Origin of the sequence: Thioclava sp., from assembly GCF_048263065.1 — a bacterium.
Taxonomy (GTDB): Bacteria; Pseudomonadota; Alphaproteobacteria; order Rhodobacterales; family Rhodobacteraceae; genus Thioclava.
The window spans coordinates 1-26,287 of sequence record NZ_JBLXEM010000032.1 but is presented as its reverse complement, the minus strand read 5'-3'; the positions used below and the strand labels follow the sequence as shown (position 1 = coordinate 26,287).

18 protein-coding genes and 4 pseudogenes are annotated in these 26,287 nt (G+C 58.4%); 14 read left to right on the top strand and 8 right to left on the bottom strand.

Going from position 1 to position 26,287, the window contains the following annotated elements:
* Positions 1 to 168: 168 nt before the first annotated feature.
* Complete coding sequence (locus tag ACN0SD_RS18315; RefSeq protein WP_417809658.1) at positions 169 to 627, bottom strand: hypothetical protein; 459 nt, start codon at positions 625 to 627, stop codon at positions 169 to 171.
* Positions 628 to 1,120: 493 nt separating this feature from the next.
* Positions 1,121 to 1,839, bottom strand: a pseudogene (locus ACN0SD_RS18310) (IS110 family transposase).
* 869 nt (positions 1,840 to 2,708) lie between these two features.
* Between ACN0SD_RS18310 and ACN0SD_RS18305 the strand changes: the two are divergent.
* The 5 genes from ACN0SD_RS18305 (at position 2,709) to ACN0SD_RS18285 (ending at position 9,506) form a co-directional block, all read left to right on the top strand.
* The gene (locus tag ACN0SD_RS18305; protein ID WP_417809657.1) at positions 2,709 to 3,692 is read left to right on the top strand and encodes a PhnD/SsuA/transferrin family substrate-binding protein; all 984 of its coding nucleotides are present in this window, start codon (positions 2,709 to 2,711) and stop codon (positions 3,690 to 3,692) included.
* The gene (locus ACN0SD_RS18300; protein WP_417809656.1) at positions 3,692 to 5,122 is read left to right on the top strand and encodes an ATP-binding protein; all 1,431 of its coding nucleotides are present in this window, start codon (positions 3,692 to 3,694) and stop codon (positions 5,120 to 5,122) included. Before ACN0SD_RS18305 ends, ACN0SD_RS18300 begins: the two co-directional genes overlap by 1 nt.
* A complete protein-coding gene (locus ACN0SD_RS18295) occupies positions 5,116 to 6,357 on the top strand; it encodes a sigma-54-dependent transcriptional regulator (protein WP_417809655.1) in 1,242 nt (413 codons plus the stop codon). Before ACN0SD_RS18300 ends, ACN0SD_RS18295 begins: the two co-directional genes overlap by 7 nt.
* Before the next feature lie 158 nt (positions 6,358 to 6,515).
* Positions 6,516 to 7,034, top strand: a complete 519-nt coding sequence (locus tag ACN0SD_RS18290) for an arsenate reductase (azurin) small subunit (protein WP_417809654.1) — start codon at positions 6,516 to 6,518, stop codon at positions 7,032 to 7,034.
* A 15-nt stretch (positions 7,035 to 7,049) separates the two neighbouring features.
* On the top strand, positions 7,050 to 9,506 hold the full coding sequence (locus ACN0SD_RS18285) for an arsenate reductase (azurin) large subunit (RefSeq protein ID WP_417809653.1): 2,457 nt from the start codon (positions 7,050 to 7,052) through the stop codon (positions 9,504 to 9,506).
* Between the two features lie 389 nt (positions 9,507 to 9,895).
* Here the strand turns inward: ACN0SD_RS18285 and ACN0SD_RS18280 are convergent.
* Together ACN0SD_RS18280 and ACN0SD_RS18275 are read right to left on the bottom strand one after the other, a co-directional pair.
* Positions 9,896 to 10,156 (bottom strand): annotated as a pseudogene (locus ACN0SD_RS18280) (IS110 family transposase); the annotation flags it as partial.
* A gap of 232 nt (positions 10,157 to 10,388) precedes the next feature.
* A complete protein-coding gene (locus tag ACN0SD_RS18275) occupies positions 10,389 to 10,949 on the bottom strand; it encodes an IS110 family transposase (protein WP_417809652.1) in 561 nt (186 codons plus the stop codon).
* Between the two features lie 729 nt (positions 10,950 to 11,678).
* Between ACN0SD_RS18275 and ACN0SD_RS18270 the strand changes: the two genes are divergently transcribed.
* A complete protein-coding gene (locus ACN0SD_RS18270; protein ID WP_417809651.1) occupies positions 11,679 to 11,912 on the top strand; it encodes a transposase domain-containing protein in 234 nt (77 codons plus the stop codon).
* Between the two features lie 133 nt (positions 11,913 to 12,045).
* Here the strand turns inward: ACN0SD_RS18270 and ACN0SD_RS18265 are convergent, their stop codons facing one another.
* The 3 genes from ACN0SD_RS18265 to ACN0SD_RS18255 are packed head-to-tail and all read right to left on the bottom strand — an operon-like array spanning position 12,046 to position 15,132.
* On the bottom strand, positions 12,046 to 13,077 hold the full coding sequence (locus tag ACN0SD_RS18265; RefSeq protein ID WP_417809650.1) for an alpha/beta hydrolase: 1,032 nt from the start codon (positions 13,075 to 13,077) through the stop codon (positions 12,046 to 12,048).
* Positions 13,067 to 14,461, bottom strand: coding sequence for an ATP-binding protein (locus tag ACN0SD_RS18260; protein ID WP_417809649.1), 1,395 nt, complete (start codon positions 14,459 to 14,461; stop codon positions 13,067 to 13,069). Before ACN0SD_RS18260 ends, ACN0SD_RS18265 begins: the two co-directional genes overlap by 11 nt.
* Positions 14,458 to 15,132, bottom strand: a complete 675-nt coding sequence (locus ACN0SD_RS18255; protein WP_417809648.1) for a response regulator transcription factor — start codon at positions 15,130 to 15,132, stop codon at positions 14,458 to 14,460. Before ACN0SD_RS18255 ends, ACN0SD_RS18260 begins: the two co-directional genes overlap by 4 nt.
* A 148-nt stretch (positions 15,133 to 15,280) precedes the next feature.
* Here ACN0SD_RS18255 and mprF point away from each other — a divergent pair, with 148 nt between their 5' ends.
* From mprF to ACN0SD_RS18235, 4 genes are all read left to right on the top strand, one after another.
* On the top strand, positions 15,281 to 17,887 hold the full coding sequence (gene mprF, locus ACN0SD_RS18250; protein WP_417809647.1) for a bifunctional lysylphosphatidylglycerol flippase/synthetase MprF: 2,607 nt from the start codon (positions 15,281 to 15,283) through the stop codon (positions 17,885 to 17,887).
* Between the two features lies 1 nt (position 17,888).
* Entirely contained in the window at positions 17,889 to 19,922 is a 2,034-nt protein-coding gene (locus ACN0SD_RS18245; protein ID WP_417809646.1) for a phosphatase PAP2 family protein, read from the top strand.
* Positions 19,923 to 20,033: 111 nt separating this feature from the next.
* Complete coding sequence (locus ACN0SD_RS18240; protein WP_417809645.1) at positions 20,034 to 20,648, top strand: hypothetical protein; 615 nt, start codon at positions 20,034 to 20,036, stop codon at positions 20,646 to 20,648.
* 8 nt (positions 20,649 to 20,656) lie between these two features.
* Complete coding sequence (locus tag ACN0SD_RS18235) at positions 20,657 to 21,436, top strand: hypothetical protein (protein WP_417809644.1); 780 nt, start codon at positions 20,657 to 20,659, stop codon at positions 21,434 to 21,436.
* 427 nt (positions 21,437 to 21,863) lie between these two features.
* On the opposite strand, the pseudogene ACN0SD_RS18230 reads toward ACN0SD_RS18235, so the two are convergent.
* Positions 21,864 to 22,551, bottom strand: a pseudogene (locus ACN0SD_RS18230) (IS6 family transposase).
* Positions 22,552 to 23,102: 551 nt separating this feature from the next.
* Between ACN0SD_RS18230 and ACN0SD_RS18225 the strand changes: the two are divergent.
* The 4 genes and pseudogenes from ACN0SD_RS18225 to ACN0SD_RS18210 form a co-directional block, all read left to right on the top strand.
* Positions 23,103 to 23,516, top strand: a complete 414-nt coding sequence (locus tag ACN0SD_RS18225) for an FMN-binding protein (RefSeq protein WP_417809643.1) — start codon at positions 23,103 to 23,105, stop codon at positions 23,514 to 23,516.
* Positions 23,517 to 23,522: 6 nt separating this feature from the next.
* On the top strand, positions 23,523 to 24,266 hold the full coding sequence (locus ACN0SD_RS18220) for an FAD:protein FMN transferase (RefSeq protein WP_417809642.1): 744 nt from the start codon (positions 23,523 to 23,525) through the stop codon (positions 24,264 to 24,266).
* The gene (locus ACN0SD_RS18215; protein ID WP_417809640.1) at positions 24,266 to 25,783 is read left to right on the top strand and encodes a ferredoxin--NADP reductase; all 1,518 of its coding nucleotides are present in this window, start codon (positions 24,266 to 24,268) and stop codon (positions 25,781 to 25,783) included. The genes ACN0SD_RS18220 and ACN0SD_RS18215 overlap by 1 nt, the downstream gene beginning before the upstream one ends.
* 141 nt (positions 25,784 to 25,924) lie before the next feature.
* Positions 25,925 to 26,161: pseudogene (locus ACN0SD_RS18210) on the top strand (IS6 family transposase); the annotation flags it as partial.
* Between the last annotated feature and the right edge of the window lie 126 nt (positions 26,162 to 26,287).

Sequence of the window (26,287 nt, the reverse complement as noted above, 5' to 3'; positions counted from 1 at the left end):
TGTTTCGCCGTTGGAACTGGTGCTCATGTCCATGTGCGTTCTCCTGATCGTATGCGTTGAAAATCGGAATCTGCCGATTTCTTGAGGCAGAGATAGGGGTTCCAGCAGGTGGAGGCTCAAGGGGGGGAAATGGTTGTTGGACGATTCAAGCGCCAATTTGCGCAAATCTCACGGCGTGTTGATGCAATGGGGTTCTATTGCAAAGTTTTCGCGAGGTTGAAGAGGGAGAACAGCGTGTCCAGCAAACCGAGAAATAACACCGTCTGAGACGCGAGGGACTAGGGAACAAGGCATGTCCACATTGGGCGCTATCGAACCGGTCGGTAGGTAGAAGGCAGGGCTTGATGCGTTCCAATCACCTGCCTTTCGCGTTTGACGAGACCATTGAGGACACACGCCCGCCCCAGCGCGGAGCCGTTCAATAATGCGCTTGGCGGTATGTTGTTGCTTGCGGTTCCGGCTGAGATATTCCTGCAACCACTGGTCGATGAAGCCAGTGAATGCATCCAGTTTGGGCCGTTTTTTCGCCGTGGTCCGCTGATACCCCGGCGGCACAGAAAATCTCATCATCTTCTTCGCGCTTGCACGCGAAACACTAAAATGAAGAGCGGCAGCCCGTTCGCTCATGCCGCCCCGACGCGCGAGGCGAACCTTCCTGTAAAGTTCCACGCTAAAAATGCCCCCGCCCTTCTTTAATGGGGCGGATGAAGTCAAGTCCCCGGAAAACACGTAAATACGGCACGACCCGGTTCTCTGGTCCATGGGGTTGGGGCACTGGCGCAATGGAAAGGAGACAGCAGAGGCTCGACATCACGCTAGGGCAGATTGAGCCTTTGGGAGAGAGTTTTCAATTGCAGCGTGATTGTCTGACACGCCGAGGTGTGTTCAATCGCCGGGATGATGCTTCTGTCCGTAGTCGGCGCGAAGGCCGCCACACCATACCTGGTCCAAGTGCAATTCCCGCGTACCCATCTCCCTGGCATACTCGTAGATGATTACGGCACTGGGCGGGGGTCGGCATCATCGGGAACCGCGTCCCAGCGAGGGACCGCGGTGATCCGAGCCATCAGGCGCGATTAATTCCTCCTTTTAAGTCAGATGGCAGCGCGAGCATGGGCGCTTACGCTTCCCCGGTCAGATTGACCGGCTCACGGGTAAAACGGAAGTCGGTGCCGTTCTGCCACATCCGGTGCAGCACCACGCCAATACGGCGCGCCAAGGCGACCGTCGCGCGCTTCTTGCCACGCCGCTGCGCCACCCGCAGGGCCCAAGCGGCCAGCCAGTTGGGACGCCCGCGATTCCACATGATCGTTGCCGCCTGAAAGAGAGCTGTGCGCAGGGCAACATCCCCCGCCCGGGTGATCTGGCCGATGATGTCGCATTCGCCGGACTGCTCCCGCCTCGGGGTCAATCCGACCCATGGACCGACATCCTTCGATGAACGAAAACGCTCCGGAACATTGATGGCGGATCTGACCGTGAGCGCTACGACCGCACCGACACCGGGCGGAACCAGCCCATCTGCAGAAGCCGGACGATGCCGAACGCGTCCCGGCGATCCGTCTTGATCGGCATCGCCTTCAGTGCACCCTTCACCTGCCGGGTTTCCATCAGCAAGGTCTCGAAGCCGGCCTCCGTCAGGTGCTTGTGCAGCCATTGTGAAAGCGGACCAGTTTCCAAACCTACCGCGATCACGCAGCCAGAAATGCCGCGAAGAAACCCCGCCAACGCCTCTGGCTCGCTCGCTACTGTCTTCTCTTTAATCACCTTCCCATGCGCGTTCAGAACGCAGATCGCGATGCTTGCCAGCGAGACGTCCAAACCAGTAAACATACCCATGTCGTTGCCCTTTCATTCTGTGCTCAGGATTGGAGCGCGCCTTACGGCAAGATCCCGTAGGCACGCATCGCGTGCCAAGGGCAACGACACCTCACCTCCACAGTCACGACAAGTCGAAACGGTGACGACTCGGAGCCAGCCCCATTATGGTATCTCCCTGTCACCAGAAAGAGCCAAAGTAGCAAAGTTTTACTCTGCCCGCAGCAAGACTATCCCGCCACTTCCGTGGCAAACTTTTGCATTGTCGTTCTCACCCCGCCGCCTTGGCCACGCTCGCTTGGGTCAAGGAAAGGTCGCGGCGACGATCCCGCAGGAAGGGGAGTGCAGTCATGACAAACTATTTTTGCATTTTTGGAGAACGAAATAGAAAGAGTGCTTTACCTGTGGCGAAGGGAGGTGACTTCGTCAATTGCTGATCCCACAGGATCAACGCGAAAAGTTAAGACGAGATGAACACCAGTGGCCAACTGAAATCGAATGGCCGTGTCCGATGCTGCGCAAGGCGGTTTGGAGCCAAACGTCACCAAGACGGCTAGCGGCCCTACCTGCGCGTCACCGTGCGGCACCCACACGCCCTAAAATGATACGCAGGATGCTGCAACAGTATATGGCACAGATCGACTGATGCGGATTTGCGTCCCGTTCAGAAATTGTCCGGCGCGCGCTGGCAATGTAAGCCACTTCGGCGGCACTCGTCTCTGGGTGGGAAAAGCCCCTTGGCCTTCGCACGAAAGGTGGCCTAAACGAGCATCTGGGGCGGCACTAAAGCGTGACAGTTCAAAACCCGTTCTCCTCGAAGCCGCATTTATCAGTTTCCAGCCACGCGCCGCGTCTCGCCGGGCAGGAAGAGCGCGAAGCGGATATTGGCGTTGATTTTCCTTGAGACCAATTCGATGCAGACGTGGGATCGTCCCGGATATGATCTTTGCGGAAACAGCAGACATGGCTCATATTGTCTTTCAACGGATATTTTTTCGGGAGAGGCCTGCGTAGAGATGATTAAATTCAGCCGGCGGAATCTGCTTTGCTCGAGTGCCGCTGTGCTTTTCCTCGGGGCCAAGCCCTCTAAGGCAGAAGAAGCGTTTCGATTGGGCCTGACGCCTGTGTTTCTGGACAATGACGCCGAAGTCATAGATTGGCTTCGCGCGGCGCTTACAACGGCCTTAGGTGTTCCGATAGAATTGCAGCAGCGCCGCACCTATGAGGAAGTGACCGGGCTGCTGCTCGAAGGTTCGGTAGATGCCGCGTGGCTTTGCGGCTATCCCTATCTGCAACATCGGGACGCGCTGTCACTTGTGGCCGTGCCTGTCTGGAACGGCAAGCCGCTGTATCAATCATACCTGATTGTGGGCACAGGAGACGACGCGAGAAAACTAGAGGATCTGCAAGGCGGGACGCACGCATTTTCCGACCCAGACTCAAATTCCGGTTTTCTGGTGACGGCTTCTGATCTCGCGCGGCGTGGTTATCGGCCAGAAGGGTTCTTTCGTCGCTCGATTTTCACCTATGGGCACCGCAATGTCGTTCGCGCCGTGTCTGACGGGTTGGTTCGAAGTGGCAGTGTTGATGGATACGTCTGGGAAGCTTTAGCGAAAGCGGAACCGGAACTGATGAAAGGCACGAAAGTGATTTCGCGGTCGGAATGGCTGGGATTTCCGCCGTTCTGTGCCCGGGCTGATCGCATCGGGACGCCCCGATTGCAGGCCTTTCAAAAGGCTATCCTTGGACTTTCTCAGACAAACGAGGGCCGGGTCGCACTGGGATTGCTGCAACTCGACGGCATGACAACGGCGACGCCGGACCTGTTTGACGGTATTGATCGTCGCATTCGAGACTACGAGAACCTGCGCTGATGGAGGCTTTTCGACGCATTCCGCTGTCCCTGCGCATTCCGTTGATGACGGCAGGCTTGATGATCTTGGTGGGGATCATCGCTTCGCAGCAAGTGCTGTCGACGCTAGGTAAAGTGCAGGATGCCCGCATCCGGGAACTTGCGCGAATGCAGGTAGAGGCCCTGTCTGTGGCGCTTGGGCCGCATGTCTTGCGCGGCGATATTTGGGAGATCTACGATACACTGGAACGCGCCGCTGGCGAAATCGAGGGGCAGCGGATGATCTTTACCGCCGTAGCGAATGAAAGCGGGCGTGTTTTGGCCGCGACCGACCCTCGTCGCGCTCCACTCGATAGCCCGGTCCGCGCGTTGATTGAGGGCGCGCAAACGCTCGAGAACCTATCGGTGACAGGTGACGCCACACAAATCCGGTTGCTCGCGCCGCTGCACTATCAGGGGCGGGCCGTTGGGCAGATCATAACCGAACTGAACGTGGCAGATTTGGTCGCCGAGCGCAGACGTGCCGGACAGTTGCTTTTGTTGGGTAATGCACTGGCGACTGGAGCGCTCTCGATTCTAGGCTACTTTGCGTTGCGCAGGATGCTGATGCCAATCGCCAGATTGGTGCGACGCATGCGCGAAACGGCTAACGCTCCGGAACCGATTCCAGAAAGCGATCTGCCGCGGGGAGACACCGAGATGACGCGGTTGGTGCGGACTTATAACGCTATGACGGATGCCATCGAAGCCAAGGCCGAAACTGAGCGTCGTCTAGCCGAGCGCGAGCGTTTCGTAAGCCTTGGCCGCCTGTCATCGTCTCTGGCGCATGAGATAAACAATCCGCTGGGCGGACTGTTGAATGCGGTGGATACGATACGCCAATATTCTGATCGCGCTGATGTAGTCAGGCAATCCGCCGAGATTCTTTCGCGCGGGCTGACCCATTTGAAAGACGTGGCGCAAGCCACGTTGGAACAAAACCGGTTGGACCGCTCGGGCGCGCCCTTGTCGCGCGAGGATTTCGAGGATCTGCGCTTATTGATCGGGCCGGAAATTTCGCGCCAAAAGCAACACCTGCTGTGGAAGGTAGATGCGTCAGGACGGGCGCTGTCGTCCCTGGCTTCTGCTCCAGTGCGTCAAATCTCGCTGAACCTTCTTTTGAATGCGGCGGCTGCTGCGGGAGCCAAGGGAGATGTAGCCCTGACGGTGGCAGAGGTTTCGGGCAGCTTGTGTCTTTCTGTTGGCGACACCGGCTGCGGTCTGTCTGAGGCGGCAAGCGCGCGTCTGCTCTCTGACGCTCCGGTGCCACCGGGTGGCGGGGTTGGGCTTCGTTTGGTGCGTGATCTGGTCGCGAAGCTTGATGGCGTCATCAGCACCCGACGAAAAGAGAATATGACGTTTGTCGATGTCACAATTCCCCTGCGACAGATCAAGGGGCCGCCGCCATGTTAAAAGGGTTCAGGATCGCTCTGGTCGAGGATGACGAAATCATGGGCATGTCGCTGGTCCAAAGGCTGGAGCTTGAGGGCGCGGAAGTGATTTGGCTTAAGCATGTGAACCGGGCGATCGGGGCGCTTCGAACGCCGCGCGCACCGATTGATGCGGTGATCAGTGACATTCGGCTGCCCGATGGAACGGGGGAGGAATTGTTTAACACCTTGTGCCGCACGACAACGCCCCCGCCATTCTTGTTCATCACCGGGCATGGCGGGATTGAGCAGGCCGTGCGCCTGATGCAGGCAGGGGCCGCCGATTACATAACCAAGCCGTTTGAAATGCCGGTGTTTCTTGAGCGCCTCGCGATGCTCCTATCGCCGCATATGCAAAAAGAACTGCCGCCGCTTCTTGGCATATCTCCGGCAGCGCGCCGGGTTGATGAACTGGCGCTCAAGGCGGCTGATGAGGACCGTCCCGTGCTGATCCGCGGTGGTGCGGGAACCGGAAAAGGGCTGGTTGCCCGGCGCATCCACGAGATGTCCGAGCGGCGTTCGGCCCCGTTCGTGACGGTCAATATCGCGCGCGAACCGGATGTAGGGGCGACGTTGTTCGGACCCGATGGTGCGATTGAGCGGGTCGGCGAGGGTGTGCTGTTTCTCCATGCTCTCAGCCGCCTTCCTGAAGCTGACCAAGGGGCGTTGATGGACGCGCTTGAGACCAGTTTTTCAGGGCGTGTCATTGCGTCTTGCGGACATGAGATGACCGAAATCGTGGCGCAAGGCGGGTTCCGCGCCGATTTGTTCTATCGGCTCAATATGATGGAAATTCCGGTGTCGCCGCTGGGAGAGCGCACGGAAGACGCGGTTTGGCTGATGGGGCAGCTTTTTGAGGATTTAAATGCCCGCCGTGGGACGCGCTTGCACGGGATCGGTCGGCTGAGCGAGGAAGCCGTGCGCGCGCATGACTGGCCCGGAGGTGGCCGTGAGCTACGCTCCCGTCTAGCGCGCGGGATCGAGACCGCCTCGGGTGATCTTTTGCAACCGAGCGATCTGTTTCCCGAACGCATCACGCAAGGGGACCGGATCATGACATTGGCCGAGGCGCGCCAATCTGCGGAGAAAAAGCAGATTATCGAGGCGCTGGAACGCACGAATGGACAGATCGGCCAAGCCGCTAAAACCTTGAAAGTGTCGCGAACGACGCTTTGGGAAAAGATGCAAAAACTGGGCATCGTGATCGATACAGATTGAGATGGCCGCGCGCCCTGTTGCCGTGTTCGGATTCCCGAACATCACAAAATATATATAGAGAGCAAATATATAGCTATCTGAAATCACGCGCCGATAGGCGATTTTCGACCCGTCTCGCGTGGTATCCTGTTCTGACATATGAATGGGAGGAGCCATCCATGAGATGCAATAAAATGGTTAACGTAGGTCGCCGTCAGTTCTTGCGCGGCAGTGCGGTTGCGGGCGTTGGCGCTGCCGCCACGATAATGACCGGAGTGCAAGCACGCGCGGCAACGCCAAGCGCGCAAATCGACTACCCGTCCACGAAATTGGCCAATATCGCAGATCTGACGATTAACGATCCGGTCGATATTGAGTTTCCCGATTCCGACAGTCCCGGCGTTCTGTTGAAAATGGGAGAGGCAGTGGAAGGTGGGGTTGGCCCTGATAGCGACATCGTCGCCTACTCGGTTCTGTGCCCGCATAAGGGCTGGCAGCTCTCTTACAACGGCGACGACCGGACGCTGAATTGTCCGGGCCATTTCTCGCGATTTGATACCGAAGCGGGGGGGCAGCAGGTTTGGGGGCACGCAACCCAGAACCTGCCGCAGTTCACTCTGCGCGTCGATGACAAGGGCGACATCTACGCCGAGGGCACCAGCGACCTGATTTTCGGTCGTCCGTCGAACGTTTTGTAAGGGGAGAGACCAGAGATGGCTTACAAAAGACAAATTGATCGCCTGCCGATTCCGCCGGCAGATGCCAAGGTTCACAATGTGACTTGCCACTATTGCATCGTGGGGTGTGGCTACAAAGCCTACACTTGGCCGCGCAACAAGCAAGGCACGACAACCGACAACGCCTTTGGCAGCGACCTTGGCGAACAGCAGCCCCCCGATGGCACATGGGTCGCCCCGTCGATGTATAATATGGTGCAGCAGGGTGGTCAGGATGTGCATCTTGTGGTGGCGCCGGATCATGACTGCGTGGTGAACTCCGGACTCGCCTCGATCCGCGGTGCGCGCATGGCCGAGAACCGGCCAAGCCGCGTGACGGGCACCCAGCAACAACGTCTGTCCGACCCGCTGGTCTGGCGCAATGGTGTCTGGCAGCCGACGACATGGAGCGACTCGCTGGATCTGGTGGCGCGTGTCACAGCACGGATCATCACCGAAGGGTCAGAAGATGACTTGGTGGTCTCTATGTTCGATCACGGCGGCTCCGCTGGTGGCTACGAAAACACCTGGGGGACCGGCAAGCTGTATTTCGATAGCATGAAGATCAAGAATTGCCGCATTCACAACCGTCCTGCCTATAACTCAGAAGTGCATTCGAGCCGTGATATGGGTGTGGATGAGCTGAATTATTCCTACAGCGATTACGAGGTCACCGACACCATTGTGATGGTCGGTGCCAACCCGTTGGAAACGCAGACCAATGCCTTCCTCAACCACATGGTACCGGGAATGCGTAACGGAGCCCGGTTCATCATGGTCGATCCGCGTCGTTCCGTGACGGTGAACGCCTGCGAAGAGGTGGCGGGTACAGAAAACGTTCTGCATCTAGCAATTAAGCCAGGCAGCGATATGGCGCTGTTCAACGCGCTGCTGACCTATGTGGTTGATCAGGGCTGGACCGACAATGATTTCATCGCCAACAACACCTTTCAGGGTGGCGAAGCCGTGGCCATGGATTCCGGGCATCCGGCGGGCCTTGGCAGTCTCGAATTCGCGATGCAGGACAGTCGCATGTCGATGGCTGCAGCGGCCGAAATCTGCGGCATTCCCGAGGCAGACATCGTGAAAGCCGCCGAGTGGATTGCCAAGCCCAAAGATGACGGTTCGCGCCCCAAATGCGTGACCGGCTTTGAAAAGGGCATCATATGGGGCAACGACAACTACCGCACGGTTGGCGCGGTGGTGAACCTTTCGCTGGCCACGGGCAATATCGGCAAAGAAGGCACCGGGTGTTGCCGGATGGGGGGCCACCAAGAGGGCTATTACCGCCCCTCCGATGCCCATGTCGGTCGTCCCGCCACCTATGTCGATCAACTGCTGATCAGCGGAGGCGGCAAAATCCATCACGTCTGGGCGTGTGACCACTACAAGACAACGCTCAACGCCGCGCAATTCAAGCGGGCGCACAAACGCCGCTCCGACATGGTAAAGGATGCCATGGATGCGGCGGCTGGTGGCACTCGCGAACAGCTGGTGGATGTGATCGTTTCGGCGGTCAATGCCGGCGGTCTGTTCGTCGTGGATGTGGACATTATTCACAGCCAGATCGGTCAGAACGCGCATGTGGTCCTGCCAGCCTGTGAGGCCAATGAGATGAACCTCACATCGATGAATGGCGAGCGCCGCCTGCGCTTGTCAGAGCGCTACATGGACCCGTTTGGCAATTCCAAGCCCGACTGCCTGATCGCCGCCGGGATCGCCCAGCACATGGAGACCGTTCTGCGCCGGTTGGGCAACGAGGCCTATGCCGATCAGTTCAAAGGCTATGACTGGTCGTCCGAGGAAGACGCCTTCATGGATGGTTACAACAAGGGAAATCCGGAAGTGACCTATGAGCGCCTGCGCGCGATGGGCAATAACGGCGTGCAGGAACCGGTCACAGGTTATGAGAACGGGCAACTTGTCGGCACTCCGCGCTTGTATAGTGACGGCGTCTTCACCCGGCATGGGCGCGATGATGGCAAGGCATTGTTCCTTGCTGCCGGATGGCGCGGTTGGCAAGCACCGGGAAAAGCTCAAGAGGAAGCGAACCATGATTTCTGGATCAACAACGTCCGCGCCAATATCTTTTGGCAAAACCAGTTTCTTGATCAGGACAACGACTTCGTTCAGGATCGCTTTCCTTATCCGTTCATCGAGATGAACGAGGACGATATGGCGCGTTTGGGCATTTCGCCCGGCGACCTCATCGAGATCTCGAATGAGAATGGCGCAACGCAAGGGATGGCTTATCCCACTGATACCGCCAGACCGGGGCAGGTGGCGATGGTCTTCGGCTCGCCCGCCGGCTCTCAAGGCAACGTTGTGAACCCGGGTGTGAACGAGTTGATCCTACCCGATTACAAACACACTTGGGGCAATATCCGCAAACTCGCGGATGCACCGCCACAAGCCAAAGCTGTGTCCTTCAAGTCGAAGGAATACACCGCCTGATTTGTGCGAGAGCTAATCGAACAGGGCGGCAAACTTGCTGACGCATTCTGCTTGGTGGGAGCCTCAAATTTTCAGACCTGTCGCGTATCACGCGGCAGGTCTTTAATACTGCTCGGAAAATCGCAGCGACCAGGTTTGAAAAAAGACGCCGGAAAACCACCGAGTTTTTCTCGGTGGTATCAACTGCCTTCTGTGGTTGCCGCCCATTGTGCAAGGGCCTGTGACGTCTGGGCCTGGTGATCGAGTACGGTCTTCTGTCAGGCCTGTTCATGCAGCACTTTTCAGAAGCCGCTGGCCGGGATGGTGATCAGCGATGCGGGTCCACATCTGTATCTCGAGCTCGAGGGCTCGCAGTTGCTATCTGTTTTCCCGATCCGGATCGTTTCGATCTTTTGGCGCTTGACGAACGGGCGCACATACTGCGGAGGGATCAATAGAATCTCATGACCGAGTTTCACCAGTTCACGCGACCAATAATGAGCGCTGCCACAGGCTTCCATCGCAACGACAGCATCTGGATGCTGTGCCATAAAACGCAGGAACTGGCCGCGAGACAGCTTCTTTCGGAATAAGGGTCTGCTGTCGAGCCCCGCACCGTGAAGCTGGAACACAGCTTTGGCCAAGTCAACGCCGATAATCACGTCCTTCATCTTGCCGTCCTTTCCGTTTTTTGGCGATCAACAAACGCCATGCTGGCACCTCACGATGCCGTTTGGGGAGGGCGGCAACCACCCCACCTGTATTTGTTAGGCAGGTTTAGCGGTCCATTTGTGGCGAGCTTTGCATATGGCGTTCGCGATTGTGACGAGCTTACGGGCGACAGCGGTGATGATCACCTTGTGTGGTTTTCCGCAGGCCCGCCGCCGCTGCGCGATTTGAGAGCTACGCAGCGCCGGGCCTGCTCAACATCAAGGGGGTCAATATTGGGTGCCGATAAGGGGTCAGCTTTGAATGCCGATTGACAAACATATCCGCCGATCCCAGCTTTCCATGCGCATTAATCTGCGCCAGAAGCCGTTTGCGTGTCTCGACCAACTGCCCACGCTTTGACGTCAAAGCCCTGAGAAAGCGCAGCTTTTCATGTGGCAATACGCGCCCTGCATCCGGTCGAAACATCATAAACCGCGCGATGTGCTCTGCGTCGATCCGATTCGTCGTGGCCCGTGTGCCTCGACTGGCCGCGAAGGCCTTGATCTGGGCGGGCGGCAATTGCCGTGTCGCCACTCCTACGCCATCAAGAACGGACCACAGACGCCACTCCTGTCCGCCAGTGGCCTCGAAGCAAACCAATGCACCGAGCGAGCGCGCCCGCTCGGCAAGTCGGCCGTGTCCTATCCTGGTATTGGGCAATCGCAGTCTCTGGCCTTCCGGTAGACAGTGAACATCCAGCCAGTCGCGGCTGACATCTATGCCAATGATCTGATCAGGTGATACCTTGCTCATACTCTCTTCCTTCTGATCCGCAGTCCTGCACGGCCGCATTCAACTGTTCGAGACGATGAAGAGAGTCGGTGCTGGCTCGCTAGGAAACGTGGTCAACTCCACAAGGCTCAGACGCCATACACCGCCCCGTCAGCCGCCTTGGCCAAGGCGGCTGACGGGGGCAGAATAGCAATGCAGAGATACAGAAGGCTCAGAACTCGGGTAACGGGGGTGTCTCAGTCAAGCGTTTTTCGAGATAGGCAGTCGAGCGCTGGATCGAAGACAGCCTGCCCACGCGCTTCGTACTTGGTGCAGTCCGCTTAAACCCGCATGACGTTCAGGACTGGCTCGCGCGCCGGTATGAATTTGAGATTCCAGCGATGTTACTTGATACGTCTGATGAATTAGGCGCTTCGCACCTAGGTGCCTCGCCATCGCGTGCCAGCAGTTAACAGCGCCCGACACTCGCACAGGCACCCCCAAACATGTATCGGCGTCATGTTCGCGAGCGTATTTGCGAAAGCCTGGCAAATGACGACAGGAGGTGCAAAATCCCGACAAGGGCAGGGGGGGGCTGACTGTGTTGTCGAGCAAGCGTGATCCGCCTATAACGGCCATTGCCATGTAGTTCAGCGCTGCGGTGCCGCATCCTCAGATCAGTCATTCGTGGGCGGCGCAGCATTTTGCCAAGATCAGCGTCGTTCGGTCGATGTATTGCTATAAGTTGAATGCGCGTTCCTGTGAACAGGCATGCAAAATTGGCTCTGCCGCCACGAGTGCATCAAGGTGTTGGCCGATGTGACCGGCGACGTCGTCCATTCGCAACACACGGCTGACAACCCACAGACCTATCGCACCGACATCCTGAATCGGATTTATGACGACAAGATTAAGCGTTTGGACGAATTGCTGCCTTGGAAATCGGCGCCACTGATTTTCGAAGCAGACAGTCACGATATATTCTTTGTGATATCAATGGGATAGTTGCGCAGGAAGCTGCGACCGGCGTCGAAAAAAACTGGGTTGAGCTGCGCGTTTTACACAATGCTCTTTCCAAACTTGGGGCGTGTGGCGGCATGCCTGAAACCCAATCCGACCGCAAGAACGTCTAGCGGCTTTACGGCACCGCTTGAACAGACGGCGGCGGAAGGAATTGTGAATCGATAAACAGCAACGCGTCTACGATGGACGTGCGCCAGAGCGACCATCGGTGATCGCCGTTGGTGATGCGTAGCTCGATCGGGCGATTATTGGCCTTCATCATCTCAAAATAGGCAATCGCTCCACGCCACAGTTCATGGCTGTCGTCATCCCCGACTGTCACATAGGTCGCTGGCAGGGCATCCCCGCGTGATATTCTATCTGCGAGTAGTGTGAACACGTTTTGCGTATTGAAGAAACGCGCGTTGAAGGGGGTTCCGAAGGCCCGCGCGAAATGGCCACCGGGAGGCGGCACGACGCGCTCGACCAAAATGGTCGCCGGATCGGCCTGTTCGAAAAAGTCCGTCTTGGCGAGCTGTGTCAATTGATCGGCGGGAAGATCCAGAGCGTCCTTGGATATATTCTGCCAGATCGCGGGTGACAGCGCGGCAACTGCGACAAACCGCTCGGGCTTTAGCAGCGCAAAACGCAGGGCGCCGTAGCCGCCCATCGAAAGCCCCGCCACCGCCCGTCCGCCGCGATCACTGCGCACCGGAAAACTGGTCTCGACCCAAGCCTGAAGGTCTTGGGTCAATGCGGTTTCGTAATCACCAAGACCGCCCACCTTTGTTGAGTTGATATACCAGCTGTTGCCGGCATCGGGCATGACAACCATCAAGGGCGCAATCTCTCCCGAGGCGATCATACGATCCAGAGTTGCGTCAATACTACCAAGCCGCGCCCAGCTGTTTTCATTGCCGCCCAGCCCGTGCAGAAGATAGAGGACTGGCCATCCGCCGTCCGGTGCGGGCTGCGACGGCGTATAGACACCCGCGCGGATACTGTGACCAAGTGCCGGGCTGGGAACGTCGTAGAACGAGATGTCCCCCGCGCCATCCGACCAAGCCGGCCGCGCACATATCAGGATCGCAAGGGCCGCAACGAGATAAGCGAGGCATCGGCTTGCCCTGCGACCGCTTGCGATGTGTTTATGCAATTTACTGGGCATTGGTGCGCACCTCTTGGGCTTGGCGTGTCATTGCGAAAGAAAGCGTCACACGCAAACCGGGCTCGGCGTCTGCAAATGTCAACTCGGCGGTATGGATCTTGGCAATCGCCTCGACAAGGCTCAAGCCCAACCCGCTGCCCGGTGTGTTGCGGCTGCGATCCAGCCGGACAAAGCGTTCGCGCACTTGATCGAGGTCACTGGCGGGAATGCCGGGCCCGTCATCTTGCACCCACAACTGCACCAAATCCCCCGTTGTGCGCAGGCCCAAGGTGATATGGGCCGGGGCAGGACAATGGCGCATCGCATTGTCGATCAGGTTGATCACGGCCTGATACAGCAATTCGCGATCCCCCGCGATCATCGCCGTGCCCTGCACATCAAGGCTAAGAACATGTCCCAAATCCTCGGCACTGGCGAGCATCATCTCGTGAATATCGCGGCACATAGCGGATAGCTCAATCGGTTCCGGGGTGATCTCGACCATGCCCGCCTGCATCCGCGACAGCCGCAAAATCGCATCGAATGTTTCTGACACCTGATCAAGATCGCTCAGCGCCTTGCCGATTTCCTGACGCTGCGCCAAGGGCAAATCAGCATCCAAAGCAACAGGTTCAAGGCGCAACCGCAGCCGGGCCAAAGGCGCACGCAAATCATGCGCGACATCGGTCGAAACCTGACGGATCGCCTCGATGCCCGCCTCAAGCTGATCAAGCGCACGGTCAACGCTTTGCGCCAGCCGGGCCACGTCATCACTGCCCCTGTCGCGGATGCGCAGCGCATGACGCCCGGTGCCAACCGCATCCAGCACATCTTCCATCAGGCTGATCCGGCGCTCGGTCCGGCGCGCGATAAAGATCGCAAAACCAATCGAGAGCAGCAGTGCAAGCCCAAGACCCCAGCCAAAGCTGATGACCAGCACCTCCCCCTGTTCGCGCAGCCACGCATCGTCGCGCCCCGTGGCGATCCAACCCGAGGGAACCCGCATTGCGTAGACGATATAGCCCTCGGGGCGGTTCTCGGCGGGCGGGCCCGAGACGCTTAACGCGCGCCCGACCGCAAGATGGCGCGCGCCCTCAAAGGGGGTGGTGAAACTGGCATTGCCAAGCGGCGCGGAGCCGTCAGCAGGGACAAAGGCCACGATGTTGGAGCCATTGCGACTGACACTGACACGCGCGGCGATCTGCTCGCTCAGATCGCTCAGATCGCCATTTTGCGCGGCCAGCACCAGCGCCTGCGTATCGGCCATGACTTCGGTTTCCAGACGGCGCGTCATCTCTTGCGATTGCAAGCTGTAAGACACCCCGCCCGCGATCAGCGCCGCAAGCGCGAACACCGCTGAAATCGCGATGGCAAAGCGCATCGACCATGTAAGCGTGCGTTTCATACGGGGGAAAACACGTAGCCGATGCCGTGCAACGTCGTGAGGTAGGGCTTGTCGAAAGGTTTGTCGATCTTGCACCGCAAACGGCTGATATGGGTTTCAACGACGCTGCTTTTGGGATCGAAATGAATATCCCAGATCGCTTCCAGCAGCAGAGTTTTGGTCTGCACCCGACCGGGGCGCTCCATGAAATAGCGCAGCAACATGAACTCGCGGGGTTGCAGATCAATGCGCTGCCCGTCGCGCCACGCCTCGCGTGCCAGAAGATCAAGACGGATATCGCCCGCCACCAGTTCGGTCACTTCAGCGCGCAGCGTCGGGCGACGCGCGATCGTGTCGATCCGCGCAAGCAGTTCAACAAAGGCAAAGGGCTTGACCATGTAATCATCCGCCCCCGCGCGCAGCCCTGCCACGCGATCCTCGACGCTGCCCATCGCGGTCAACAGGATTGCCGGTGTCACGATCTGCGCCGCACGCAGCGCCTTGAGCAGCGCCAACCCATCGAGTCCCGGCATCATCCGGTCCAGAATGAACAAATCATAGCTCTGGGAGATCGCCTGGCTCAGCGCCTCGCGCCCGTCATGGATCACATCCACCGAATGACCTTCGCCCACAAGCGCCTTGCGCAGGTAATTGCCAGTTTCGGCATCGTCCTCGGCAATCAGAATTTTCATAGGCTCATCTTTCCACGCCCTTCGCACAGTGTAAGGGTGCCACGTTTGGTGCCGCTTACACTGTTCGTGTTTTTACATTTTTGTAAGATATGCACAAAGCCCGAGAGAAAGCCGCATCCTAGATATAGTCCCTCAAAAGGCCAGTGATATGACAAGTCCCGATCTTTCCCCCACCCGTTTCCGTCTTGCGCGATTGCGCAACGTGGCACCCATTGTGCTCGGGCTTGGCTTGTTCCTGATGGGGCTGTGGGCACTGCACCATTTACTGGCGACGATTGACGTCGCGCAGGTGATCGCGCGGATGAAGGCGACGCCTCCGTTGATTTTGCTCACGGCCATCGGGGCCACGGGTTTGGGCTATCTCGCGCTGGTAGGCTATGATTACTGGGCGCTGACCTATCTGGGCAAACGACTGCCGCTGTGCACCGTCGCATTGGGCGGGTTTCTGGGCTACGCCTTTGGCAACACGGTCGGGATCAGCGTGATTTCGGGCGGAGCGGTGCGTTACCGGATTTATTCCGCCGCCGGGTTGAACGCCTTTGATGTTGCGGCGCTGTCATCTTATGTCGCGGTCGCGATGGGCATGGGGTTGACGCTGGTGGGCTTGGGTGCGCTTGCGCTGCATCCCGGCGCACTGGCGGGCGTGATCGCGTTGCCCGTAGGCACGATCCGAATCGGCGCGATTGTCATCGCCGCAAGCGTGCTGGGCGGCGCGTTCTGGCTGTCGGTCTCGGGGCGGGTCTTGCGCGTGCGCGGCCTTGAGATAGCGATGCCCGCGCCGCGTATTCTGGCCGGTCAGTTGATCGTGGCGCTGTTTGATTCAACCATGGCCGCGACCGCGCTTTGGGTGCTGATGCCGGTAGGCACGCCGCCTTTCGCGACCTTTCTTGCCATCTATGCCGCCGCGACAATGGTGGGTGTGCTGAGCCATGTGCCCGGCGGCGTTGGAATTTTCGAGACGGTGGTGATCGCGGCGCTGCCCGCCTCGGTGCCCTTGGGCGAGGCCGCCGCAGGCTTGCTGGCCTTTCGCATCATCTATTTCCTGCTGCCCTTCGCGCTGGCCTTCGTCATCGTCTCAATCAACGAGGCGCGACTGGCAGGCGGGTTTGTCACGCGTCTTCTGGGGGACGTCCCCGAGCCGATGCGCCCGGTGCTGGGCGCATTATCGGGAATCGTGCCGCGCCTGTCGGCGATGGCCGTGGCGGGGTTGGGGTTTTGGCTGATCCTCGTGGCGCTGATGCCCGCGCTGCACGCCAACGAGAGCGACCCCGATTTGACCGGCGCGATCCTGTCTGAAGGCGGTGCAATGGTGTCGGCACTGACCGGGGTGTTGCTGCTGGTGCTGTCACATGGGCTCGCGCGGCGCGTGCGTGGGGCTTATCTGCTGGCGCTCGCAGGGCTTGGGCTGGGCGTTGTGGCGGTGCTGTTTAACGACCGCGATTACGAAAGCGCTTTGGTGCTGGGCGGGGCGATGGTGCTACTTGCGCCGTTTCGTGGCGCGTTTCATCGCCGTGCAGCCCTGACCGAAGGGGTATTCAGCCCGATCTGGGTCGCAATGGTGCTGGCGATGCTGGCAACGGCGGTGAGTTTCTTTTTCCTCGCCCATGACGCAACGCCATATTCGAACGGGCTCTGGACCGACTTCACCAGCCGTTCCGCCACGCCTCGCGCGCTGCGGGCGGGGTTGCTTGGCTCAGCGGTGTTGCTCAGTTTCCTGTTGTATCTCGCCCTGCGCCCGGTGCGCGGTCGCGAAGCGCAGACGAGCGAGGCGCCTGATGAAACCATTGCGCAGATCGTGGCTGCGGCGAGCGATCCGCAGGCTTGGCTGGCTCTGACCGGCGACAAGACCCTGATGCTATCGCCCGAGCGGGACGCGTTTATCATGTATGCGCGCCGTCGCGGCTATCGGGTGGCGCTGGGTGATCCGGTGGGGCCTGCGCCTGCGGCGGCTGCCTTGGCGTGGCAATTTCACGAACGCGCCCGTCTTGATGGCCTCAAACCGGTCTTTTACGAGGTCTCGGGGCGTCATCTGCCGCTGTGGATCGAGATGGGCTATGCGCTGCACAAGATTGGCGAGGAGGCGGTGATTGATCTGCAAACCTTCTCGCTATCTGGCAGCAAATTCAAGACGATGCGCGCTGAATACAACCGCGCGCAACGCGAGGGGCTGTCGCTGGAACTGCTCGCACCGCCCCATGCTGACGCCGTGCTGGATGCGCTTGAGCCGATCTCGGATGCGTGGCTTGCAACCCAGCGTGGCGTCGAGAAAGGTTTTTCGATCGGGCAGTTCTCGCGCGGATATCTCAACCGCTGCGAGATCGCGTTGATCCGGCGTGAGGGGAAAATCGTGGCCTTCGCCAACCTGTTGGGCACACCAGAGGCTGCGCGCGTAGGTGTCGATCTGATGCGCTATCATCCTGGCGAGGGCGAAGGGTTGATGCAATTCCTGTTTCTGTCCTTGATTGAGGCTCTGCAAGCGCGCGGCACAGGGGAACTCAGTCTTGGGCTTGCGCCGCTCGCTGGTCTTTCTGATCGCCCCTCAGCGCATATGACAAGCCGGTTCGGAAATTTGATTTTCCGTCATGGTGCGGCGTTCTACAACTTTGAGGGCCTGCGCCGCTTTAAGAATAAATTTCGCCCTGACTGGCAAGCGCGCTATGTCGCCTTGCCTCCCGGCGTCTCGCCCTATCTCGCGCTGGCCGAGGTCGCGATGCTGATCTCGGGCGGCGCACGTAACCTGATCGCGAAGGACTGACATGCTGAGTTCAATTCACCAGATACTGCCCTCTCTTGCTGCACTTGGCATTCTTGGATATTGGATTATCGGCGCGGCGGCGGCGCTTGAGGCGTTCTTGCTGACCGGGATCTTCGTGCCCGGCACGCTGATCGTGGATGCGGGCGGGGTGATGGTGCAGCAGGGGTTGCTCGATTTCTTTGATCTCGCATGGTTCGTAGCGATCGGTTCGATCCTTGGCGGGGAGGCCAGCTTCTGGCTTGGTCACCGTGCGCGTCGCGGCATGCTGGGGCGCTGGAATGTCGAGGCCATGCCCGCTTTTGCGCGCGCCCAACGCCTGTTTACCAAACGCGGCGGATTTGCCTTGGTGCTGGGCCGGTTCCTTGGTCCGGTTGCGGCTTTTGTGCCCTTTGCCGCGGCCATAGCAGGGATGGAGACGCGCCGGTTTCGCATCTGGAACATTGTCAGTGGATTTCCCTACGCACTGGCCCATCTCGCCATTGGCTATGGCTTGGGCAGCGGTCTGTCGCGCTTTAGCCCGGTGATGACGCGCGCCGCGCTGTTCGTCGCGGTCCTGGCGGTGCTGGCGGCGCTGCTGTGGTGGACGCTGCGCCAGTTGGATCGCGCCTTACCGTATCTGCTCGCGATGGCGGGCGGCGTAATGGATGACATCGCGCGTCATCCGCGTATTGATAGCTGGGGCGCGCGTCATCCGCGTGTAGCGAAATTTCTGACCCGGCGTCTGGATCGGCCCCATTTTCTGGGCTTGCCAGCGACGGTGTTGGGCGTGGCCTTCGCCTATCTGGCGGTGCTGTGGCTTGGACTGGCCTTTGATTTCGTGCGCGCTGAACCGATCGTGCAAATCGATGCGCGGCTGGCGCAATTGATGCATCTATTCTGGACCCCGGCGCTGATTCAGGTGTTCACATGGTTTACCGCCTTGGGCGACACGCGGTTGGTGGCGGCGGTTCTGGCGCTGGCGGTGCTGTGGCTGGCCCTGCTGCGCCGTCCGGGCCTGTTGGTTGGGCTACTGGTGGCGCTCGGGACCGATCTGATTTCGGTCATCATCCTCAAGACGGCGTTTGGGCGACCGCGCTCGGCGCTTGGGTATTTCGCCGAGACCACGGGCAGTTTTCCCTCGGGCCACGCCACGCTTTCGGTCGCCTTTTACGGGATGCTGTTTTACCTGCTCTGGCGGTTGGGGCGGATGGGCGCGGTGATGGCCGCCTTCCTTGCCACCCTCGTCGCGGGTTTGATCGGGCTGAGCCGGCTGTATCTGGTCGAGCACTATCTCAGCGACGTTCTGGCGGGCTGGATGCTGGGCGGGCTGTGCCTGATTTCAGGGATCGCGGTGGCGGAATGGATGATGCGCGGGCGCGCCGCACCGCAGGGGCAGCCCCCGAACTGGCAAAAGATCACCGCGCTTTTGGTGTCGCTGGTTCTGGTGGGCTATGCGGGGCTGCGCGTGAATGATTACTCCAAGGCGCTCAACCCCTCCCCCGCGCTTGGGGGCAACGTGCAGATCAGCTCGACAAGCGGTCTTTTTGGCGATCATGCGCTGCCCGCAACCGCCGAAACCTTGTCCGGAGAGCGCAAATTCGCGATCAACATTGCCTTCTGGGCCAAAGATAGCGCGCAATTGCGCAGCGCGCTGCAAACGCAGGGTTGGACGCCAAGCGCTGCGCCCTCGCTTGGGGGGCTGGTGAAAACCGCGATTGGCGATCTCCGCGACCGCGCGCGCGCTGGTGATGCGCTGGCACCGCTGTTTTGGAACACGCTGCCCAATGATCTTGCCTTCAGCCTGAACGGAAATACCACCGAACGGGATCAGCCGCGTCTCAGGCTGTGGTCGACGCGGTTCACCCGCCCCGATGGCACCCGGCTTTGGCTTGGCACGCTGACGCGCGATAACGGGGTTGATCTGGAAGAGGGCACAGCCGCGCCCGAACTCGCCAGCGCCCTTGCCAAAGGGCTGATCGCGAAAGGGCTGGCATCAAATGCCGGAACGCTGACGCCAACCGGTCAGTCTGCAATTGCGCTGATGAATTTGCGCTGAAAGCCGCGCTTCTTACAAAAGCGTAAGATCGCCGCGAAACTCTGATATCTCTGATCGGGCATTCTTGTCTGCATGATGCGCACCGCATTACGTTAGAATGGAGCCCGCCCCATGAGAAATCTTCTGTTGTCCGTCGCGCTGATCGCGATACCCGTCGCGGGATTTGCGCTGGTCGAGACGGCAATGCCAACCCACTCCTCGGTTTCGGACCCGGCGGGTCTGGGTGATCTGACAAGCTATGAGCAGATCGTCACCGACACCCAAGCGATTGCCCAAACCGGTGATTTAGCCGCCGCCGAACATCGTATCACCGATCTTGAAACGCTGTGGGACAACAATGCCGCCGCCCTGCGCAAGGCCGATCCCAACGCCTGGAGCACAGTTGATGACGCGGCGGATCAGACATTCAAGGCAATGCGCGCGAAAAATCCCGATCCGGCACAGGTCAAAACCGCGCTGAACACGCTTGCAGCGACACTGGCCGATCCGGTGCCAGAAACAAGCGGTGCGGTCCAAATGCTCGCCGGGATCGCCGTGACCGATCAGACCGGTCACGCGCTGCCCTGCGAAGAGATGATCAAATCGGTGAGCGACCATCTGGGCGGCACGCAGCCCCCTCAAGCCGTCGCTGATTTGCAAACCAAGGCGCTGGAGCGCTGCAATGCCGATGATGACACCCGCGCTGATGCGTTTTCTGCCCAAGCGCTTGCGCTGTTGACGAAATGAGGACCGACATGACCTATGAACAAACATTCGCGGCAGGTGAATCTGTCGTTGCGACGGGCGAAAGCCGCGTCCCCGAGGTCACGCCCGGATTCTGGCTGATCAAGCTGATGGCCGTGACAATGGGCGAAACCGCCGCCGATTACCTTGCCGTCAATCTTGGCATCGGGCTGGTCCCCACCACGATACTCATGACGCTGGTTCTGGCCGCCGTGCTGCGCTGGCAGTTCGCGCAAGGCCGCTACGTTCCCGCGATTTACTGGGCCGCAGTCGTTCTGATCTCGGTCGTTGGCACGCTGGTGACCGACAACCTGACCGACAGTTTCGGGGTGCCGCTGATCGACTCTACGATTGTGTTCACGCTGCTGCTGGGGGGCACGTTTGCTGCATGGTTTGCCTCTGAACGCAGCCTGTCCATCCACGAGGTCTACACCGCGCGCCGCGAAGGGTTTTATTGGCTGGCGATCCTGTTCACCTTTGCGCTGGGAACAGCGTCGGGCGATCTGGTCGCGGAACAATTTGCCATGGGTTATATGGCGTCGGGCATCCTGTTTGGCCTGATTATCGCCTCGCTCGCCAGTGGGTATTACGCGCTTAAACTCGACGGGCTTTGGGCGTTCTGGCTGTGCTACATCTTTACCCGCCCGCTCGGCGCGTCTTTTGGCGACCTGCTGTCGCAACCACGCGAATATGGCGGTCTGGGGCTTGGCACGACCATCACCAGCCTTGGTTTTCTTACCGTCATTGCCCTTACCGTCGCGACGATGACAGTCTCGCGGCGTCGTCGCTAACCCCCACTCCCCTTGCGTCGATACCGTTGGCCTCTGCCTTTTCCCCAAGGCAGAGGCCGTTTTTTTGGTTCGCGCCATCTTTTTGCGCGGGGCGGAGAAATCTCAACAATTTGTAAGAAATTGGCGAAGTGAGGCGCGGATGTCATCGCCAAGGAGGCGGGGCAACCAAAAAGGGATACTGGTATGAACCTTCGACACATCCGTCGCGTTGCGATTTCGGTTTTTCTTTTGGGAGGACTAACACTTGCGGCGTATCTCTTGCACCTGCAGCACAGTGGAAACTTTCACACCGTCGTCGCAGATCAGGTGTATCGCTCAAACCAACCGACGCCGGAACGTCTGGCGCGCTATCAAAAATCCAGGCATATCCAAGCGGTTCTGTCGCAAAGTTTCCAGCTGCTTGAAGAACGGCCTTCGCTGGACGCACCTATGCTGCGAGATCAGCAAACTGCTTGAATGGAGGGATGCATTTTTTGAGCAAGCTGACCCTTACGGATCATGTGCGCCGTTTCAATCCCAGCTAGCGTTGCCGCAGCCGAATGGAACGCTTTGAAACCGAGCATTGGTCGGTTGATACGCTTAATGAAACGGTGGTCTTGCTCAACGATGTTGTTGAGATATTTGGATTGAACGATACCGATGATCCGACCAACTCCAGTGAGTTTGAGGATGACATTTAGACTGTGCAAGCCAGCCAAATTGGCACCGCTCTTGTCGATGGCAATACGGTCCGGGACACCGTTGGTGCCAACGGTACGCTTGAAGAATCTGCGAGCCGCAGCGGTATCACGACGCTCTGACAGCATGAAATCAAGGGTTTTCCCGTCACGATCAACCGCGCGATACAGGTAAGTCCACGTTCCACGAACTTTGATATAAGTTTCATCCATCCGCCAAGAGACGGCAGTCAACCGCTTTCTCGCCTGCGCATTTGCAGCGATCAGCGGCGAGTACTTCACCACCCAGCGATTCAACGTGGCATGATCGATTTCAACTCTGCGTTCAGCCATGATTTCTTCCAGATCCCGATAGGAGACGCCGTAGCGCACGTAGAAGAATACAGCGTACAAGATCACGCTTTTCGGGAAATGGTTCCCTTTGAATTCAATCGCCACAGTTGGGGACCCTCCATCAAGCTCAAAAGCCCGCACCTTCCATGCGCAAGCCAGTCCAACCGACCGCAAAAACTTTGCGACAGAACCTGTTTTTCATACACCGAACCCAAAGCGTTGCGCTCTCTGAGCTTCCGATCTGATTTGGCTGGGTATTCTCGCTGGAAACTCTAAGCCAGATGTCGTTTCGCCCGTCGAGGGCGCTCTTCTCATCTGAGTAGACCCACTGCTTTCGGACGGCGATGATAAAGTCAGTGGGGAAAGGGGATGTCACGCCTCATGCGTGAGTTCTGCAAAAATACCGTTCCGGATCCAAAAAATTGCATACGTCTTGCAGTTGATTTGGAGTGTTAGACCTAAAGTTGCAGAGGCTTAGTTTTAGTTAAAAATTCTCTAAAACTATTTTTTTTCAACCTGTTGCCAACCAACTTCAGGTTTGTGCAATGAATATCACACAAGCGAGATTTGCGGACGGCTGGTTTGCCTCTGACAGTCAACTTATCTGCTACATGCCTTCGCAAAAAGCGTCGCGCCCAAAAATCCTTGAGGTTAAAATGCAAACCACTATTACCGTTCGCGCTCTCGCAGCCACCGCACTTGTCGTGATATGGAGCGCTGGCAGCGCATCTGCGGGCCTGTTCTGGTCGCAATCTGCCCCCACAAAAAAATCAAGCAGCGCGCTGCATTACCACGATGGCACCTATCGAGGCCCCTCAGTGCGCCAGTATTACGGATATGTTCAGGCGCAAGCCCATATCAAAAACGGAAAGATTGTCGCAATTGATATCCTGCGGTCTCCAACTGATCGGCGGACAAGCCAATACATCAATTCGATCGCCCTTCCGCGTCTGAAATCGGAAATTGTTCAGGCGCAAAACACGCATGTCTCGAATGTCTCGGGGGCGACCTTATCGAGCGATGCCTTCCTCGCCTCCACGCATGCGGCTCTTCTGCAATCACTGAACTGAACGGATATGACCAAAATCACCCGGCTCATGATGGGAATGCCTATTTCCATAGACCTGCCTGATCTTGAAGAGACCGACCTTATCGATGAAGTCTTTTCCGAGTTCGCCAAGGTGGATGCACGCTTTAGCCCATATCGCGATGACAGCGAATTGAGCCGTCTCAATGCGGGGGCTTTGCGCGCCGATGAAATCAGCGCGCAGATACGCGAAGTTCTCGAGATTGCCCGCAGCATATCTGCTGAGACGGGCGGCTACTTCGACCCGCTGCGTCCGGATGGAGACCTCGACCCATCCGGGGTGGTCAAAGGTTGGGCAATCTTGCGTGCCGCACAGCAGATTATGGCGGCAGGACAGATGAATTTCTGCGTGAATGCGGGTGGTGATATCCAATGTGCCGGCAGGGATGCGCAAGGCGCAGCCTGGCGGATAGGCATTCAAAGTCCGTTCAATCCAGATCACGTCGTCAAGGTGGTGACGCCGAAAGGGGGCGGCATGGCGACCTCTGGCAGCTATGTGCGCGGGAACCACATCTACAACCCGCATCAACCGTCCGAGCCTATAACCGAAGTCGTCTCATTGACTGTTATTGCTCCAGACGTTCTCACCGCTGACCTGCACGCGACCGCAGGTTTCGCAATGGGAGCACGCGGTATCTATCACATCGAGGCCATGGCTGGCCTCGAAGGCTATGCAATTGCCCCCGATGGCACTGCGCTGGCAACAACCGGTTTCAAGGAGTTTGTAGCCTGATGATGACCCTGATTTCACGCGTGCTGAACGGCACGACCATGTATCGCTTGATGATCTACTATCTCGGCGCATTGTTTGTCGCAGGTCTTGGTCTTGCTGTGGCCGGTGTCACGTTCATGACCCCGTCGTCCTTGCTATTATCACTGGCCATCACCTTTGTCAGTGCCTGGGGAACCAATCGTCTTTTCGGCTATGTCCTCAGGCTGCCACTTAACGCGGAATCGGTGCATATCACGGCACTGATCCTAGTGTTGATCATGCCTCCGGTGGTGCCAAACGACCCGATGTCCATCCTTGGGGTTGTTGTGGCCTCAGTTGTGGCGGTCGGGTCGAAATTCGTGCTGACCATCGGGCATAAGCATATCTTCAACCCGGTGGCGATCGGGGCTGTGGCGGCGGGCCTTTTGGTCAATCAGCCGGCGGTCTGGTGGGTTGGTGGCAGTCCGACCTTGTTGCCTTTGGTCGTGATCGGAGGGCTTTTGGTGACCCATAAGGTCCAGCGCCTCGGCATGATCGCCAGCTACCTTTTGGCAAATCTCGCAGCCGTTGTGCTGACCACCCCGTCAGAGATGCTGGGTATGGGGCTTCAGCAGGGCCTGATCTATTCGCCGCTGTTCTTTGCCGGTTTTGCTATGCTGACCGAGCCGCTGACCGCTGCGCATGGGAGCTGGTCGCGCCATATCTACGCGATCCTCGTTGGCGCGTTGTCCTCGCCCAATATTCACATTGCCAGCTTTTACTTCTCACCCGAGCTCGCCTTCCTTGTGGCCAATTTCTACGCTTGGGTGGCCAGCCCTAAGGGACGATTCCGCCTCGAGCTTCTTCATGTCGAGCGTGTCGCGGCCGATTGCTACGATTACGTCTTTCGATCAGATCGACGTTTGAACTTCCGCCCCGGGCAATATCTGGACTGGACGCTGGACGTGCGCAAACCCGATAGTCGCGGCAATCGTCGGACCTTCACCATTGCGTCTTCCCCGTCGGAAGATCACGTTCGTCTGGGGGTGAAATTCTATTCCGGCCCCAGCGCCTTCAAACAACATCTGTGCGACATGTCGCCTGGCGACGCTATTTACGGATCACAAATCGCAGGGACGTTCACCTTGCCACGCAATCCACGACGCAAAATTCTGCTAATCGCCGGAGGGATCGGGATCACCCCGTTCCGCAGCATGATTCAGGATTTGCTCGACCGTGGCGAACGGCGCGACATCATCTTGCTCTATGGTAATCGGCAAGCCGAGGATATTGCCTACATGCCGCTGCTTGCGCGTGCCGAGCGCGAGTTGGGGCTGCGAGTCATTCATACTGTGTCACAAGCCGAGGAAAGGCTGGAAAACCTTCATCCCGGTCGGATCGATGCGCAAATGATGGCGCGGGAAGTGTCTGATATTGCCACACGCGATATCTATGTTTCGGGGCCCACCTCCATGGTATCGACCTTCCGCAAGGCCTTGCGCAGTTGCGGGGCATCGCGTCGCCGGATACACACCGACCTGTTTCCTGGGTTCGGCTGACTCCTGCATGATTGGCTCCCAAGAAGCCAAACAATGCACCCATAGCCCATCAGGGTTCGCTGAGTGGTAGTGTCGCAAACTTTTGCGTTTCAGTGTGATCAGCGCTGCTGCTATGCGTCCGACAAAAAGCAGGCAGGCAAGATGGCGATTGATTTCAAGGGGATCCACTACCCCAAAAGCGTAATCCTCTATGCGGTGTATTTCTATGTCAGTTACGCTGTTTCCTACCGAGACCTTGAAGAGATCATGGCTGAGCGAGGTGTCCATGTCGACCACGCCACTCTGAACCGCTGGGTTGTTAAATACTCACAGCATATTGCCGCCAACGCGCAGAAACAAAAGCGTGCGACGGCTACCTCATGGCGGATGGACGAAACTCTGAGTAATTGAGCGACTGCTCTCTAGGTCGGTGCATAATGACACCGAAGCAATGACAGGAGAGCAAAATGGAAAAGTGCTGCGTGGGTTTGGACGTCTCAAAAGACGAAACGTCGATTTGTGTTC